General features: G+C 63.7%; 14 protein-coding genes. 2 read left to right on the top strand and 12 right to left on the bottom strand.

What is annotated here, in order from left to right; all coding sequences use genetic code 11:
- Positions 1-7: 7 nt before the first annotated feature.
- Positions 8-535, bottom strand: coding sequence for a YceD family protein (locus tag AB688_RS26240; RefSeq protein ID WP_081255215.1), 528 nt, complete (start codon positions 533-535; stop codon positions 8-10).
- A 95-nt stretch (positions 536-630) separates the two neighbouring features.
- Between AB688_RS26240 and AB688_RS10160 the strand changes: the two genes are divergently transcribed.
- Positions 631-1,209 carry a Maf family protein gene (locus AB688_RS10160; protein ID WP_063543828.1) on the top strand — a complete coding sequence of 193 codons (579 nt, stop codon included), beginning with the start codon at positions 631-633 and terminating at the stop codon, positions 1,207-1,209.
- Positions 1,210-1,242: 33 nt separating this feature from the next.
- On the opposite strand, the gene AB688_RS10155 is transcribed toward AB688_RS10160, so the two are convergent.
- Genes AB688_RS10155 through rluC form a run of 3 tightly spaced genes read right to left on the bottom strand, consistent with a single transcriptional unit; the run spans position 1,243 to position 3,884 of the window.
- Positions 1,243-2,238: a S49 family peptidase gene (locus AB688_RS10155; protein WP_054893067.1), complete on the bottom strand. Its 996-nt coding sequence runs from the start codon at positions 2,236-2,238 to the stop codon at positions 1,243-1,245.
- A gap of 2 nt (positions 2,239-2,240) precedes the next feature.
- Positions 2,241-2,921: an HAD family hydrolase gene (locus AB688_RS10150; protein WP_054893066.1), complete on the bottom strand. Its 681-nt coding sequence runs from the start codon at positions 2,919-2,921 to the stop codon at positions 2,241-2,243.
- 6 nt (positions 2,922-2,927) lie between these two features.
- Complete coding sequence (rluC, locus tag AB688_RS10145; protein WP_063543827.1) at positions 2,928-3,884, bottom strand: 23S rRNA pseudouridine(955/2504/2580) synthase RluC; 957 nt, start codon at positions 3,882-3,884, stop codon at positions 2,928-2,930.
- 742 nt (positions 3,885-4,626) lie between these two features.
- Between rluC and rne the strand changes: the two genes are divergently transcribed.
- Complete coding sequence (rne, locus tag AB688_RS10140; protein WP_063543825.1) at positions 4,627-7,911, top strand: ribonuclease E; 3,285 nt, start codon at positions 4,627-4,629, stop codon at positions 7,909-7,911.
- A 100-nt stretch (positions 7,912-8,011) separates the two neighbouring features.
- Here the strand turns inward: rne and murB are convergent, their stop codons facing one another.
- From murB to AB688_RS10100, 8 genes are all read right to left on the bottom strand, one after another.
- Positions 8,012-9,031, bottom strand: a complete 1,020-nt coding sequence (gene murB, locus AB688_RS10135; protein ID WP_063543823.1) for a UDP-N-acetylmuramate dehydrogenase — start codon at positions 9,029-9,031, stop codon at positions 8,012-8,014.
- A complete protein-coding gene (locus AB688_RS10130; protein WP_063543821.1) occupies positions 9,028-9,492 on the bottom strand; it encodes a low molecular weight protein-tyrosine-phosphatase in 465 nt (154 codons plus the stop codon). Before AB688_RS10130 ends, murB begins: the two co-directional genes overlap by 4 nt.
- Positions 9,492-10,256, bottom strand: coding sequence for a 3-deoxy-manno-octulosonate cytidylyltransferase (gene kdsB, locus AB688_RS10125; RefSeq protein ID WP_054893061.1), 765 nt, complete (start codon positions 10,254-10,256; stop codon positions 9,492-9,494). Before kdsB ends, AB688_RS10130 begins: the two co-directional genes overlap by 1 nt.
- Positions 10,253-10,438: a Trm112 family protein gene (locus tag AB688_RS10120; protein ID WP_054893060.1), complete on the bottom strand. Its 186-nt coding sequence runs from the start codon at positions 10,436-10,438 to the stop codon at positions 10,253-10,255. The genes kdsB and AB688_RS10120 overlap by 4 nt, the downstream gene beginning before the upstream one ends.
- A gap of 41 nt (positions 10,439-10,479) precedes the next feature.
- Entirely contained in the window at positions 10,480-11,475 is a 996-nt protein-coding gene (gene lpxK / locus AB688_RS10115) for a tetraacyldisaccharide 4'-kinase (RefSeq protein ID WP_054893059.1), read from the bottom strand.
- Positions 11,475-11,909 carry an ExbD/TolR family protein gene (locus AB688_RS10110; protein WP_054893058.1) on the bottom strand — a complete coding sequence of 145 codons (435 nt, stop codon included), beginning with the start codon at positions 11,907-11,909 and terminating at the stop codon, positions 11,475-11,477. The genes lpxK and AB688_RS10110 overlap by 1 nt, the downstream gene beginning before the upstream one ends.
- Entirely contained in the window at positions 11,906-12,541 is a 636-nt protein-coding gene (locus AB688_RS10105) for a MotA/TolQ/ExbB proton channel family protein (protein ID WP_054893125.1), read from the bottom strand. The genes AB688_RS10110 and AB688_RS10105 overlap by 4 nt, the downstream gene beginning before the upstream one ends.
- Positions 12,542-12,651: 110 nt before the next feature.
- Entirely contained in the window at positions 12,652-14,874 is a 2,223-nt protein-coding gene (locus AB688_RS10100) for a DNA internalization-related competence protein ComEC/Rec2 (protein WP_063543820.1), read from the bottom strand.
- Between the last annotated feature and the right edge of the window lie 34 nt (positions 14,875-14,908).

Here is a 14,908-nt window from a genome sequence, read left to right as displayed (position 1 = left end):
TTAACTCCTAAACGTTTGGGTCACGCTTTAACTGCGCCAAGACACTGAACGGGTTGGACCGCGATACCTCGTCCTTGCTCGATTCGGGCTCGTCTGCGCCCGCCGGCTGCTGGCATTCTTCCGGATGATGAGCAGGCACGATGGGGAGGGCGAGCAAAAGCTCCTCCTCGATCAGCGCCTGCAGATCCAAAGGATCTTCGCCCAGTTCCAGCACGTCATAGCCTTTCGGCAACGACTGGGTATTCGCACCCTCCTTCACCACGGCATAAGTACATTCGCTGTGGATCGGCAGGGTGACCAGCTCAAGACAACGCTGGCAAACCATTTTGACTTCGACATTCAGATCGCTGTGGATAACCACAACGTGCTGCTCGTCTCGCTCAAAATCGAACTTCGCCTGCACCGTACCGACATTATCGGAAAGCGGGTCGCAGAGTCTTTCCAAATCAGCGAGTTGCAGCGAACCTTGGAGGGTTACGCCACGATCGGCTAATTTGCGCGGGTCAACGTGAGGTGGAATCGGGTCATTCAACATAGGCGCAGCATTCTAGGGATGCCCCCCGCCCCTGTCAAAGGAAATTAGGCGGCATCACGCATGTTAGAATCGGTTCAATTGCGAAGGAGTCTACCATGCTTCCCCTGCTGCTTGCTTCAAGCTCCCCCTACCGGCGCGAATTGCTCCAGCGCCTGCGCCTGCCTTTCACCTGGGCAAGCCCCGATATAGACGAAGGGCGCAATGCCGAGGAGCCGGCCACCGAACTGGTTCGCCGCCTGGCCCGACAAAAAGCCGAAGCCCTGGCGAACAGCCATTCGCAACACCTGATCATCGGCTCGGACCAGGTCGCCGTGCTGGGCGAGCAGATCCTTGGCAAGCCACACACCTTCGAACGCGCGTGCGAGCAATTGCTGGCTGCCAGCGGCCAGCAAGTCACTTTCCTGACCGGCCTCGCCCTGCTCAACAGCAGCACAGGGCAATGCCAGGTCGACTGCATACCATTCACCGTAACCCTGCGCGAACTGGACCGCGAACGGGTCGAGCGCTACGTGCACGCAGAGCAACCACTGGACTGCGCAGGGAGCTTCAAGGCGGAGGGATTGGGGGTGACACTGTTCCAGAGCACCCACGGCTGCGATGCGACGAGCCTGATCGGGCTCCCGCTGATTCGCCTGGTGGACATGCTGCACGCAGAAGGTGTGCAGCTACCCTGAAAGACGGGGCTGCCAGGCAGCCCCACTCATGATTCAACGCAGGGATGGCCCCTGGAAGCCCATGTACATGGCCAGACGCTCGGCGACGCTGGCACCGATACGCTTGGAGAAGCGATCGAACGGCGATTCCTGCACCGTGAAGTCCACCAACTCCTTCTCGCCGACAATGTCACGCGCCACATAGCTGGCACTGCCCAGGCCATCGATCAAGCCTAGCGCCTTGGCCTGCTCGCCCGACCAGATCAAACCACTGAACAGCTCGGGATGCTCCTTGTCCTTCAGACGCTCACCTCGCCCCTGCTTCACCATGGCGATGAACTGATTGTGCGTGGTATCCAGCACACCCTGCCAGAACGCTGTCTCTTCAGGCTTTTGCGGCGAGAACGGGTCGAGGAAGGCCTTGTGCTCACCAGAGGTATAGGCACGACGCTCGACACCAAGCTTCTCCATGGCGCCGACGAAGCCGTAGCCCGCGGCAGTCACACCAATGGATCCGACCAGGCTGGCCTTGTCGGCGTAGATCTCGTCCGCCGCACTGGCGATGTAGTAGGCGCCCGAAGCACCAAGGTCAGTGATCACCGCATACAGCTTGATTGCCGGATATTCAGCACGCAGCCGACGAATCTCGTCATATACGTAACCCGCCTGCACCGGGCTGCCGCCCGGACTGTTGATGCGCATCACCACAGCCTTGGTCTTGGCGTCCTTGAACGCCTCGCGCAGGCTCTTGATGATGTTGTCGGCGCTGGCAGCTTCCTGATCGGCGATCACCCCGCGCACTTCCACCAAGGCGGTATGATTGGCACTGCGCGAAGCCGTGCTCTCCATATCCATCAGCGGAGAGAACAGGAACAGGAGACCGAACAGGTAGAGAAAGGTCAGCAGCTTGAAGAAGATCCCCCAGCGCCGCGCACGACGCTGCTCCTGAACACCCGCCAGGAGCGTCTTTTCGAGCAGCTTCCAGCTCTTGCGCTCTTCCTTGTCCTGCGCCGCACCCTCGGACTCAGGGGCTTTCCACTCGTCAGCCATGCTCACCTACCTTGGAGTTGAAGCTGCGCGGGACCAGCCAGCCACTCACGCAACTGTGAAAAATGCTCGACGCACACCTGCGGCCCGAATTCGCTCAGCGCCTGCAGCGACATCGCACCATACCCCACCGCAACCGAGTGCATGCCTGCATTACTGGCCATCTGCAGATCGAATGCCGAATCTCCGACCATCAGCGCCCTGCCAGGTTCGACCCGGCAATGGGCGAGAATTTCCTCAAGCATCAACGGATGGGGTTTACCGCGGGTTTCATCAGCGGCCCGAGTGATATCGAAATACCCTTCCCAGCCATTGGCCTTGAGCACCCGGTCGAGCCCACGACGCGCCTTGCCGGTGGCCACCGCCAGACGATAGCCCTCGCTACGGAAGGCTTCCAGCGACTCCACCACCCCTTCGAACAGCGGTGAGGGCTGCTGATCCAGCGCCGTGTAGATATCTGCATAGTGCTGGCGAAAAATCTCGAGCTGCCGGGCATCCAGATGCGGATAGAGCACCGAGATCGCCTCGCTCAGGGCCAGGCCAATGATGCCCTTGACCGCAGCGTCGGCACTGGGAGCCTCGCCGGCACGCTCGGCAGCGGCATTCATCGCTTCGACGATGCGTCCGATGGAGTCGGCAAGTGTGCCATCCCAATCGAAGATCAGCAGCTCGTAGGGTTTGCTCATGACAGGTCAGGTCGCACTCAGGCGCTCCACGGTCTTGGCCCACATCTCGTCCACCGGCGCCTCGAGCTTCAATTCGCCACCGTCCGGCAGGGGCACGGTCAACGCATAAGCGTGGAGGAACAGGCGCTTGCCGCCCAGATCACGAATTTCGCGGGTGAAGTCTTCATCGCCGTACTTGCTGTCACCGGCGATCATGTGCCCGGCATGGAGCGTGTGCACACGGATCTGGTGGGTGCGACCGGTAATCGGACGCGCCTCGACCATCGTGGCGAACTCACCGAAGCGACGCAGCACGCGGAACAGCGTCAACGCTTCCTTGCCCTCTTCGTCTACTTCGACCATGCGCTCGCCAGAGCGCAGGTTGCTTTTCTGCAAGGGCGCATTGACCTGTTTCTTCGACGTTGGCCAGTGCCCACGCACCAACGCCATGTAACGCTTGTCGACGCCATCGCCACGCAGCGCTGCGTGGAGGTGACGAAGCATGCTGCGTTTCTTGGCGATCATCAGCAGGCCCGAGGTGTCGCGGTCCAGCCGGTGCACCAATTCGAGCTCCTTGGCATCCGGACGCAACTGGCGCAGCGCCTCGATCACCCCGAAGCTCAGGCCACTGCCACCATGCACGGCAATACCGGCGGGCTTGTTCATCACGATCAGCGCCTTGTCTTCGTAGACGATCGCCGCCTCCAGCCGCTGTAGCAACCCCTGCGCCACAGGAGCCGGCTCGTCGCGCTCGGGCAATCGGACAGGCGGCACGCGCACGATGTCACCCGCCTGCAGCTTGTATTCGGGTTTGATGCGCCCCTTGTTCACCCGCACCTCACCCTTGCGCAGGATGCGATAGACCAGGGTCTTGGGCACGCCCTTGAGGGCCGTGATGAGGAAGTTGTCGATGCGTTGGCCGGCAAGTTCCGGCGCGACTTCGATCAGCTGAACGCCGGAAGTCGGGGGATTATTGGTCGTCATTGCTGGATCATAACAATTTTTTATGGAATTGAAGCACTTAATGATTACTGCTATAGTCGCGAACGCCGCCAAAAGCGGTAGGTCAGTACCGCACGGTTTCGAACCGGCCCTGACCAACGCAATTCTCGAGGACGCGAGGCCGTCCGACGGGGTTTTCGCCAGTTTACCGAAATGCCTGGAATCGCCACCAGCGCCGAGCAGAGAAGAACGAAAAAAAACGACAAGTGCGGTGTTTCACCTCCCTCCTGTTCTTTTTCGCATGCCCCTGCCCCGCCTCGTCGCTTCCGTGCAGCGCCTGGCGAATGCTTCGGAAATACCTGCCTTGGACATGAATGGCGCCAGCCCAGAATCTGCGCTGGCGAAAAATGCAACCCGTTGCGGATTCAGCGCGCGGCAGCACCCGAATTATCAGGGATACGTGCAGGGTGGAGATGTACAGCCCGGACCGTACAGCACGGCCGGCCACCGGCCCACTGTAATGGCCCGGCGAGCGGAACCGGTGTTTGCAGATGCCCCAGAGGCGTCCACGGCCCTCGGCTGATTCCTCCTCCTGACTGAGTGCGATAGGCACCGCAGCAAACAGGACGCGTCGTCGCGACAACGGCAGGCTGGGCAACCGGCTGGTGCCGAACGTCGTTGGACACGGGGGTGGCACGCCACCCTTTGCGCACCTTGGCACCGACCATGAGAAGTCGTGTGTGCCGAACGCCGTTTCCGGCAGCCCGGAAACCGACGGTACAACATGAAAAGAATGCTGATTAACGCAACTCAACCCGAAGAGTTGCGTGTAGCCCTGGTGGATGGCCAACGCCTCTACGACCTGGATATCGAGTCCGGCGCGCGTGAGCAGAAAAAGGCCAACATCTACAAAGGCAAGATCACCCGCATCGAACCCAGCCTCGAAGCCGCCTTCGTCGACTTCGGTTCCGAACGTCACGGCTTCCTGCCGCTGAAGGAAATCTCCCGCGAGTATTTCAAGAAGTCGCCTGAAGGTCGGGTGAACATCAAGGAAGTGCTGAGCGAAGGCCAGGAAGTCATCGTCCAGGTCGAGAAAGAAGAACGTGGCAACAAGGGCGCTGCCCTGACCACCTTCATCAGCCTCGCCGGCCGCTACCTGGTCCTGATGCCGAACAACCCACGCGCAGGCGGCATTTCCCGCCGCATCGAAGGCGAAGAGCGCAACGAGCTGCGCGAAGCCCTCAACGGCCTGACCGTTCCCGGCGACATGGGCCTGATCGTGCGCACTGCCGGCCTGGGCCGCAGCAGCGAAGAGATGCAGTGGGACCTCGACTACCTGCTGCAACTCTGGACCGCCATCAAGGAAGCCTCCCAGGATCGCGTCGCGCCCTTCCTGATCTACCAGGAAAGCAACGTCATCATCCGCGCCATTCGCGACTACCTGCGCCAGGACATCGGTGAAGTGCTGATCGACAGCATCGATGCCCAGGAAGAAGCCCTGACCTTCATCCGCCAGGTGATGCCGCAGTACGCCAGCAAGGTCAAGCTGTACGAAGACAGCGTCCCGCTGTTCAACCGCTTCCAGATCGAAAGCCAGATCGAGACCGCCTTCCAGCGCGTGGTCGACCTGCCGTCCGGCGGTTCGATCGTCATCGATCCGACCGAAGCCCTGGTCTCCATCGACATCAACTCGGCGCGCGCCACCAAAGGCAGCGACATCGAGGAAACCGCCCTGCAGACCAACCTGGAAGCGGCTGAGGAAATCGCCCGCCAGCTGCGCCTGCGTGACATCGGTGGCCTGATCGTCATCGACTTCATCGACATGACCCCGGCCAAGAACCAGCGCGCCGTCGAGGAACGCGTTCGCGAATGCCTCGAAGCCGACCGCGCCCGCGTCCAGGTCGGCCGCATCTCACGCTTCGGCCTGCTGGAGATGTCTCGCCAGCGCCTGCGTCCGTCGCTGGGCGAAAGCAGCGGCATCGTCTGCCCGCGCTGCTCGGGCACCGGCATCATCCGTGACGTCGAGTCCCTGTCGCTGGCGATCCTGCGCCTGATCGAGGAAGAAGCACTGAAGGACCGTACCGCCGAGGTACGCGCACAGGTGCCGATCCCGGTAGCCGCCTTCCTGCTCAACGAGAAGCGCAACTCGATCACCAAGATCGAACTGCGCACCCGTGCACGCATCATCATCCTGCCGAACGACCACCTGGAAACCCCGCACTTCGAAGTCCAGCGCCTGCGCGACGACAATCCGGACGTGCTGAACAACCAGTCGAGCTACGAGATCGCCACCAGCGAAGCCGAGGAAGCGCCGCAACCAACCGCTACCCGCACCCTGGTTCGCCAGGAAGCTGCAGTGAAGACCGCTCCGGCTCGTACCAACGCTCCCGAGCCTAGCCCGAGCGAAGAAAAACCTGCTGCAACCGCTCCAGCGCCTGTCGCCGCGCCAGAGCCAAGCCTGTTCAAGGGCCTGGTCAAGTCGCTGGTCAGCCTGTTCGCCGGCAAGGAAGAACCCGTCGTCGCTCCCGCCGCCACCCCCGAGAAGCCAACCACCGAGCGCAGCCAGCGCAACGAGGAACGCCGCAACGGCCGTCAGCAGAGCCGCAACCGCAATGGCCGTCGCGATGAAGACCGCAAACCGCGTGAAGAGCGCAGTGAGCGCACCCCACGCGAAGAGCGCCAGCCACGTGAAGAGCGTGCTCCACGCGAAGAGCGCGCACCTCGTGAGGAACGTGCACCACGCGAAGAACGCGCACCTCGTGAGGAACGTGCACCACGCGAAGAACGTGCACCTCGTCAACCACGCGAAGACCGCCGTGGTAATCGTGAAGAACGCGTCCGCGAATTGCGCGAGCCACTGGATACCGCCCCGGCGGCCCGTGAGGAGCGTGCTCCACGCGAAGAGCGCGCACCTCGCGAGGAACGCGTAGCCCGCGAAGAGCGCGCGCCACGTGAGGAACGCGCACCACGCGAAGAACGTGCCCCACGCGAAGAGCGCGCACCTCGTGAAGAGCGCCCGGCCCGTGAGGAACGCGCACCACGCGAGGAGCGTGAAGAGCGCGCACCACGCGAAGAACGGCAACCACGCCAGCCGCGCGAAGAGCGCCAGCCACGTGCCGCCGAACAGGCTGCCGAGGCGAGCGAGGAGCAACTGCCTAACGAAGAACTGCTGCAGGATGAGCAGGAGGGTGCCGATGGCGAACGCCCTCGCCGCCGCTCCCGTGGCCAGCGTCGCCGCAGCAACCGTCGTGAGCGCCAGCGCAATGCCAATGGTGAACTGATCGACGGCGATGATGAAACCGGCGAAGAGCAGCAGCCACAGCAGCACAAGGCCACTGAGCTGGGTGCCGAACTGGCCGCAGGCCTGGCAGTCACCGCTGCCGTTGCCAGCAGCAATATCAGTGCCGACGCCGAGGCCCAGGCCAACGAGCAGGCCGAGCGCGCCACCGCCACTGTCGTGGAGGCTGACGACCGTGAAGTGGTTCAGCCCGCCGAGCCGGCCGAGGTTGTCGCCAAAGCTGAGGAAGTCGCGATCGCGCCTGTCGTCGAGCAGCCGGTCAATGCGCCTGTGACCGTGGTCGAACCAGGCATCGAGCCTGTCGTCGAAGCGCCTGCACAACCACAGGCCGAAGTGGCCACCAGCGAGCCTGCGCCTGCAGTCGAAGCGCCAGCCACCGAAGCACCGGCCGTGGAAGCGAGCGAAGCGGAGAAGGCACCGGTTGCTGAAACTGCCGTAGAGCAAGCACCCGCTGTCGAAGCCGAAGTGATCGAGCCTGTCGTGGTCGAGCCAGTGGCTGTCGAGGCAGCACCGGTCGTCGCTGAAGCAGCCCCTGCCGAAGAGCCTGCCCCTGCCGTAGCTGAAACTGCTCCGGCCCAAGAGCCGGCTGTCGAAGAAGCGGCCACCATCATGCTGCCGAACGGCCGTGCGCCGAACGACCCGCGTGAAGTGCGTCGCCGCAAGCGTGAGGCTGAAGCCGCTGCCGCTGCTGCTGCCGCAGCCCAGGCTGCCGCCGAAGCTGCCCCGGCACTGGAAACCACCGAGGATGAGCACAAACCTCACCACGGTTGATTCCAGCAGCTGAATGAAAAACCCCCGCCAGTGCGAACTGGCGGGGGTTTTTCTTTATCGCTCAAAACCCAGGAAAGCCGGGCCAGCCTGGTGGTGGCGATCAGTACAGATTTGGCTCCATCTCCAACTCGACGCCAAACCGTTCAAGGATATCCGCCTGGATTCGCTGCGCCAGGGCGTGCAACTGTGCGCCACTCGCCTGGCCGTAATTGACCAGCACCAGCGACTGCAAGCGATGCACACCAGCATCACCCTCACGGTAGCCCTTCCAGCCCGCCTGCTCGATCAGCCAGCCTGCCGCCAGCTTGACCTGCCCCTCAGACTGGGGATAGGCGACCAGACTCGGATAACGTGCGCGAATACTCTCAGCCAACTGCACCGAGACCACCGGGTTCTTGAAGAAGCTGCCAGCATTGCCCAGCTCTGCCGGATCCGGAAGCTTTTCGCGACGAATACTGCAGATGGCATCGCTGATGGCCTGTGCAGTCACTTCCTGCACGCCCTGCTCTTGCAAGCGCTGTCGAACCGGCCCGTAGTCCAGGTGCGCACGCAATGTACGGCTCAGCACAAAACGCACACGCAGGATCAACCAACGGCCCGGGTTGCGCTTGAACACACTGTCGCGATAGGCGAACGCACACTCGTTCAACGTGAAGTCGCGCAGCTGGCCGGTCTCACGGTCCAGAGCGGTCAAGCCTGCGAACACATCCTTGATCTCGACCCCGTACGCACCGACGTTCTGCATCGGTGCCGCCCCGACCGTGCCGGGAATCAGGCTGAGGTTCTCCAGCCCGCACAGGCCCTGCGCCAGGCTCCATTGCACGAACGGGTGCCAGGGCTCGCCTGCCTCGGCCTCGATCACGACACGCTCGCCATCGTCACTGAGGATGCGTCGGCCACGACTGGCCATGTGCAGTACCAAGGCATCGACGTCGCGGGTCAGCAGCAGGTTGCTGCCGCCGCCGACCACCAGCACCGGCAACTGCCGTTGCGCAGCCACTGCCAGAGCCTGGCGGATTTCATCGTCGTCATGGGCCAAAGCGAGGTAGCGCGCCTTGACGTCGATACCGAAGGTGTTGAACGGCTTGAGCGATACACGCTCCTGCCACTGCGCTGTCATAACCGCCCCTTGATTTCCACGACCAGCTCGCGACAGGCCGCTTCGATCAGGTCCAGCACCTGCTCGAAACCTTCGGCACCGCCATAGTAAGGGTCCGGCACCTCATCCAGCATCGCGCCATACCTGCGCAGGAACAGGTCGAGCTCGCCGCGAGCATCCTGCGGGCGTAGCGCCTGCAGGTTACCCAGATTGCTCTTGTCCATGGCCAGGATCAGGTCGTACTCACCGAAGTGAGCGGCCTTGACCTGCTGTGCGCGCTGGCGCGACAAGTCATAACCCCGTACCAGTGCAGCCTTGCAGGTACGGCTGTCGGGCGCCTTGCCCACGTGCCAGTCTCCGGTGCCTGCTGAGGCCACGTGCACGCGCTCTGCAAGCCCTGCAGCCTGCAATTGGTGGCGCAGAACACCCTCGGCGGTGGGTGAACGGCAGATGTTGCCCAGGCAGACGAACAATACGCGCATCAGGCCTCCAGCAAGCGCCGTACGCGCTCCAGGTCTTCAGGGGTATCGACACCCACTGCCGGCGCTTCGATGGCATCCTCGACATGGATACGCACCCCATGCCAAAGCGCCCGCAACTGCTCCAGCGCCTCGGTCTGCTCGAGCCAGCACGGGCCCCAACCGACGAAATCCTGCAGGAAGCCGACACGGTAGGCATACATGCCGATATGACGACGATACGGCACCCCTTCCGGCAACAGGTCGCGGCCTTTGGCGAAGGCATCGCGCGCCCATGGCAGCGGCGCACGACTGAAGGTCAGGGCAAGGCCATTCTTGTCGCTGACCACCTTGACCGCGTTGGGGTTGAACACGCTTTGCGGCTCGTGGATCGGTTCGGCCAGGGTTGCGATACCCGCCTCGGGGTGAGCCGCCAGATTGGCGGCCACTTGGTCGATGATCACCGGCGGAATCAACGGCTCGTCGCCCTGCACGTTGACTACGATGGCGTCTGGCGGCAGACCCAGATGCGCGACCACCTCGGCCAAACGGTCGGTACCCGACTCATGGTCGGCACGCGTCATCAGCACTTCGGCGCCAAAGGCCTGGCATGCTTCGAGAATGCTGGCATCGTCGGTAGCAATGACTACACGTGCGGCACCGCTCTTGAGGGCCTGTTCCCAGACATGTTGGATCATTGGCTTGCCGGCGATCGGTAGCAACGGCTTGCCTGGCAGGCGCGTGGAGCGCAGCCTGGCAGGAATCACCACAGTGAAATTCAGGCTCATTTGTCCAGGCGCTCGTCGTCGCTCAGGGTGCGCGCCTCGCTCTCCAGCATGACCGGGATGCCGTCGCGGATCGGATAGGCCAGGCCGGCGCCCTTGCTGATCAGCTCGGTCTTGTCGGCGCTGAGCTTGAGTGGGCTTTTGGTGATCGGGCAGGCCAGGATATCGAGCAGTTTGGTGTCCATGGAGGTGTCCTTGAGGCCGGAGGCCGGAAAGTGGAAGTGATTCAAGGCAGCAGACGAGCGAGCTGCGCATCGAACCAGGCGACGAAGGATGGAGACGGTTCGGCATCAACGGCCAGGTACCACCAGTCGTCACCTGCAAAGTCACGGCATTTCACCGCGTCCTTTTCAGTCATGACCAATGGCAGCGGTGGCTCGAATGCCAGGCTCTGGGCATCGAACTGCGCATGGTCGGCGAAAGGGTGCGGCACGGGCTGCCAGTTTAGCCCTTGCAGGGTGTTGAAGAAACGTTGTGGGTTGCCAATGCCAGCCACGGCATGCAGGGCCTGACCGGCAGGAAAATGCTCGAGCGGACGACGCTCGCCGGTCCGTAGGTTGACCAATGCACTCGGGCGCAGACCGAACGCGAATCCACGCGGCGGATCGACGGTCGCACCGTTGTGCAGCACTGCACCGACGTCATCCAGGCGCTCGACCGGCTCACGCAACGGGCCGGCCGGCAGGCATCGGCCGTTGCCGAGACCACGGGCCGCGTCGATCAGCACCAGCTCCAGGTCGCGCGCCAGCCGGTAATGCTGCATGCCGTCATCACAGAGAATCAGGTCCAAGGGCTCGCTGGCCAACAGCGCTCGCACGGCACGGGATCGGTCAGGGTCGATCATCAGCGGCACGTCGGTACGCTGCACGATCAGCAACGGTTCGTCTCCGGCCTGCGCAGCGCTCTGACTGGCGCGGACCCGCCAGGGGAAATGAGGCGGCTTGGCGCCATATCCACGACTGACCACGCCGACCTTCAGCCCCAGGCTTCGGCAATGCTCGATCAGCCAGAGGATCATGGGCGTCTTGCCGGTCCCCCCGACGGTGATATTACCCACCACGATGACCGGCACCGGAGCCCGATAGCTGGCGCTTTCGCCACTCAGGAAACGCGCACGCTTGCGCGTCACCACCCGCCGGTAAAGGGCCTCGAGCGGGCGCAACAGTCCCAGAGCGGGATGGCCTTGGTACCAGGCCGCGAGCAGACGATCGGTGAAAGCCATCAGGGCGTCCCCGGAGCCGCCTCGACGGTGGTCATGCGCAGGTGGCTGAAGCCGAGCTTGCCGGCAGCATCCATCGCCGTGATCACCGCCTGGTGCGGGGTCTTGCCATCGGCACTGATCGCCAGAGGCAATGTGTTGTCCCCCCCGGACTCTCGCTCAAGGGCCTCGGTCAGGGTGGCCAGGTCGCTCTTGGGCAGCAGGTGGTTGTTCACCGAATACACGCCATCGGCGCTGATCGTCACCTCCACCAGCTTGCCATCCTGCGGCGCGGCCGGTGCGCCGCTGGCGGCCTCGGGCAACTCGACACGCAGTTGGGTCTCGCGGGTGAACGTGGTGGTGACCACGAAGAACAGCAAGAGCACGAACACCACATCGATCAGCGATGCAAGGTTGATGTCGACGTTCTCGCGTTGTCGATTGCGCCGGAACTTCACGCCTTGCCTCCGGCCACCTCGACCTCGCGATCGCCCTGCAGCACCTCGACCAGCTTGATCGCCTCCTGCTCCATGCCAACCACCAGCTCATCGATGCGGCGCAGCAGGAAACGGTGGAAGAATACGGCGGGGATACCAACCATCAGGCCCGCTGCGGTGGTCACCAGCGCCTTGGAAATACCCCCGGCGAGCACCGCGGCGTTGGCAGTCATCTGCGAGCCCATGAACGCACTGAAGATGTCGATCATGCCAAGTACGGTGCCAAGCAGACCGAGCAACGGCGCCATTGCAGCGATGGTGCCCAGCGTGCTGATGTAGCGCTCGAGCTCGTGGATGACCCGGGAGGCGGCCTCCTCGATGCATTCCTTCATGATCTCGCGGCCATGGCGAGAGTTTGCCAGGCCCGCGGCGAGAATCTCGCCCAAGGGGGAGTCGGCGCGCAAAGCCTTGAGCTTGTCACTGGTCAGTTGCTTGTCCTTGATCCACATCCATACCTGGCCCAGCAGGTGCGGCGGGGTGACGCGACTGGCACGCAGGGTCCACAGGCGCTCGACGACAATTGCCATGGCTGCGACGGAGCTCAGAATGATCGGCAGCATCATCCAGCCGCCGGACTTGACCAATTCCCACACAGTAAGCATCCCCCTGAAAAAGGCCGCCACTCTACCATAGGCAGACATGGGGCTCATCTGCCGAAGGTCAGGGGCTGGCGGGTGACCAGCATATTTCAGGTGTGCACGGCCTAGGAAGGCGGCTCACGCCAGAAGCGCCGCTGCGCACGCAATCCCTCGACCTCTCCGTGCCTGCCCAGTCGCAGGCGCAGCGCCCCTTGCAGTGCCGTGTCATGCACTGCCAGCCCATGCCGCCGATAGCGCTCGATCACCTGCGGGTGCGGGTGACCGAAACCATTGTGTCGCCCACGGGAAATCATCACGCCACGCGGCGCGATGGCGCGGATGAAAGGCTCGGTGGAGGAACTACGGCTACCATGATGCGGGGACTGCAGCCAGTCGATACGCGCCGCATCGGCGGACTCCAGCCAGGCACGCTCGGCACCGGCCTCCATGTCGCCAGCCAGCAGCAAGCGCTCACCCTGGGCCTCGACCAGCAGCACACAGGAGCGGTCGTTGCTGTTCTTGCCACTGGGCCAGTGCCACAGCGAGAACATCACGCCATCCCACTCCCAGCGCTCACCACTGCTGCACACCTGCGCGTCCAAGACTGCGGGCAACTCCCGTGCTTCGCCAGCCAGCACCCGCACCACCGGCAGGCCGCGCTGCACGGCGAGAGCGCCGCCGGCGTGGTCGGCATGTGCATGGCTGATCAGCATCAGATCGAGCTGGTTGACACCCAGCCTGCGCAAGGTCGGCAGCACCACGCTCTGCCCAAGGTCACTGGTGCCCATCGCCGGCCCGGCATCGTAGAGCAGGCTGTGATGCCGCGTGCGCAACAGCACCGCCAGGCCTTGACCCACGTCCAGTTGCCAGACTTCCACCTCTGCGTGCGGCACCTGCTCGCGAGGCGCCCACAGCGCCAGCAGCATCACCGCCCCCAGTCCTCGCAGCGGCACGCCGCGTGGCAGCAAGAGCAGCAACGCGCCCGCACACACCAGCGTCCACGCCCACAGCGAAAGCGGCGGGGGCGTCCAGGGTGGACGCCATTCGGCCAGCAGGCCGAGCGCGCGAAACATCAGGTCGATCAACCCACCTGCCAGCCACAGCAACGATTCCCCCACCCCTGCCAACGGCAGCGTCGCCGTTCCGAGCAGGGCCAATGGCAACACCGCCAGGCTGATCCAGGGTACTGCCAGGAGATTGACCAACGGCGCGCTGAGGCTGACAGGCAGACCCAGCGCCAGCATCGCGGGCAGCAAACCGATGGCGATCACCCATTGAGCACGACTCCAGGCCTGCCAGGGCCGCCAGCCACCCAGACGCGCGCTGAAGCAGTAGATCAGCACTGCCACCGCCGCGAAAGACAGCCAGAAGCCCGGCATCAGGCTGGCCAGGGGCTCGAACAGCAATACACCGACCAAAGCCAGCAACAAGGGGAAGAACGCCCCCAGATGACGAAAGCGCAGACGCCAGACCAAGACAGTGGCCAGCATCAGGCATGCACGCTGCACAGGCACCTGAAAGCCAGCCAGGGCGCCATAGGCCAAGGCTGCCGCCATCGCCAGGCCGCACGCCCAGGGCAACCACGGTAGCCTCCCTGGCCAGGCACCCAGACGGGCCAGTCCGGCAACCAGCCCATAGATCAGCCCCGCCAGCAAGCCAATGTGCTGCCCCGAAATCACCATCAGGTGCACGGTGCCGGTCGCCTGCAAGGCCTGCCAGTCCTCCCGCGCCAGCCCAGAACCGTCACCGAGCACCAACGCCGCCAGCACCACCTCCCGCCCTTGGGCGTCCACCGCCAGCAAGCGCTGGCGCAGCCTGTCGCGCCAGCCCCCGCTCGCCGGGGCCAGCATCTCCCCGGCCCTGACCGTTCCTGTGGCACCAATGCGCCGTGCCAGCAGCATCGCTTCGCGGTCGGGACCATGGGGATTGAGCAGCCCCTGAGGGCGTCTGAGGTTGACCGCGAGCCGCCAGCGCTCGCCAGTCCGGACCATGGGACCGTCGAACCAGCTCAGTTGCATCCGGCGGGGTAACTTCGCACGCCGGGACTGTGCCTCGTCCAGCTCGAAACGCACGCTGCGCCCGGACTGCGTCGCCAGCCCCGTCACCCTGCCCTCCAGCCACAGCGTGCGCCCATCGAGCTCGGCGATCAGGCGATCATCAAGGGCCTGCTGCGCCGACCAGCAGGCCCAGTTCAGCCCCAGCAGGAACCACCCTATCGGCCAGACGCGAGTGAACAGGCACATCAGTGCCGACAAGAACAGAAGGAACAGCCATCCGACCGACGGCAAGGCAGGCAAGAGACCCAGGCTCAACAACCCGAGCGCCAGCGCAGACATCCCTGTGCGCATGAAGTAAAGCTCCGCAAGCGTAATCGCCCCGTCA

Origin of the sequence: Pseudomonas putida, from assembly GCF_001636055.1 — a bacterium.
GTDB lineage: Bacteria > Pseudomonadota > Gammaproteobacteria > Pseudomonadales > Pseudomonadaceae > Aquipseudomonas > Aquipseudomonas machongensis.
Note: the sequence above shows the minus strand (reverse complement) of the source record. Positions and strands in the feature narration are given on the sequence as shown.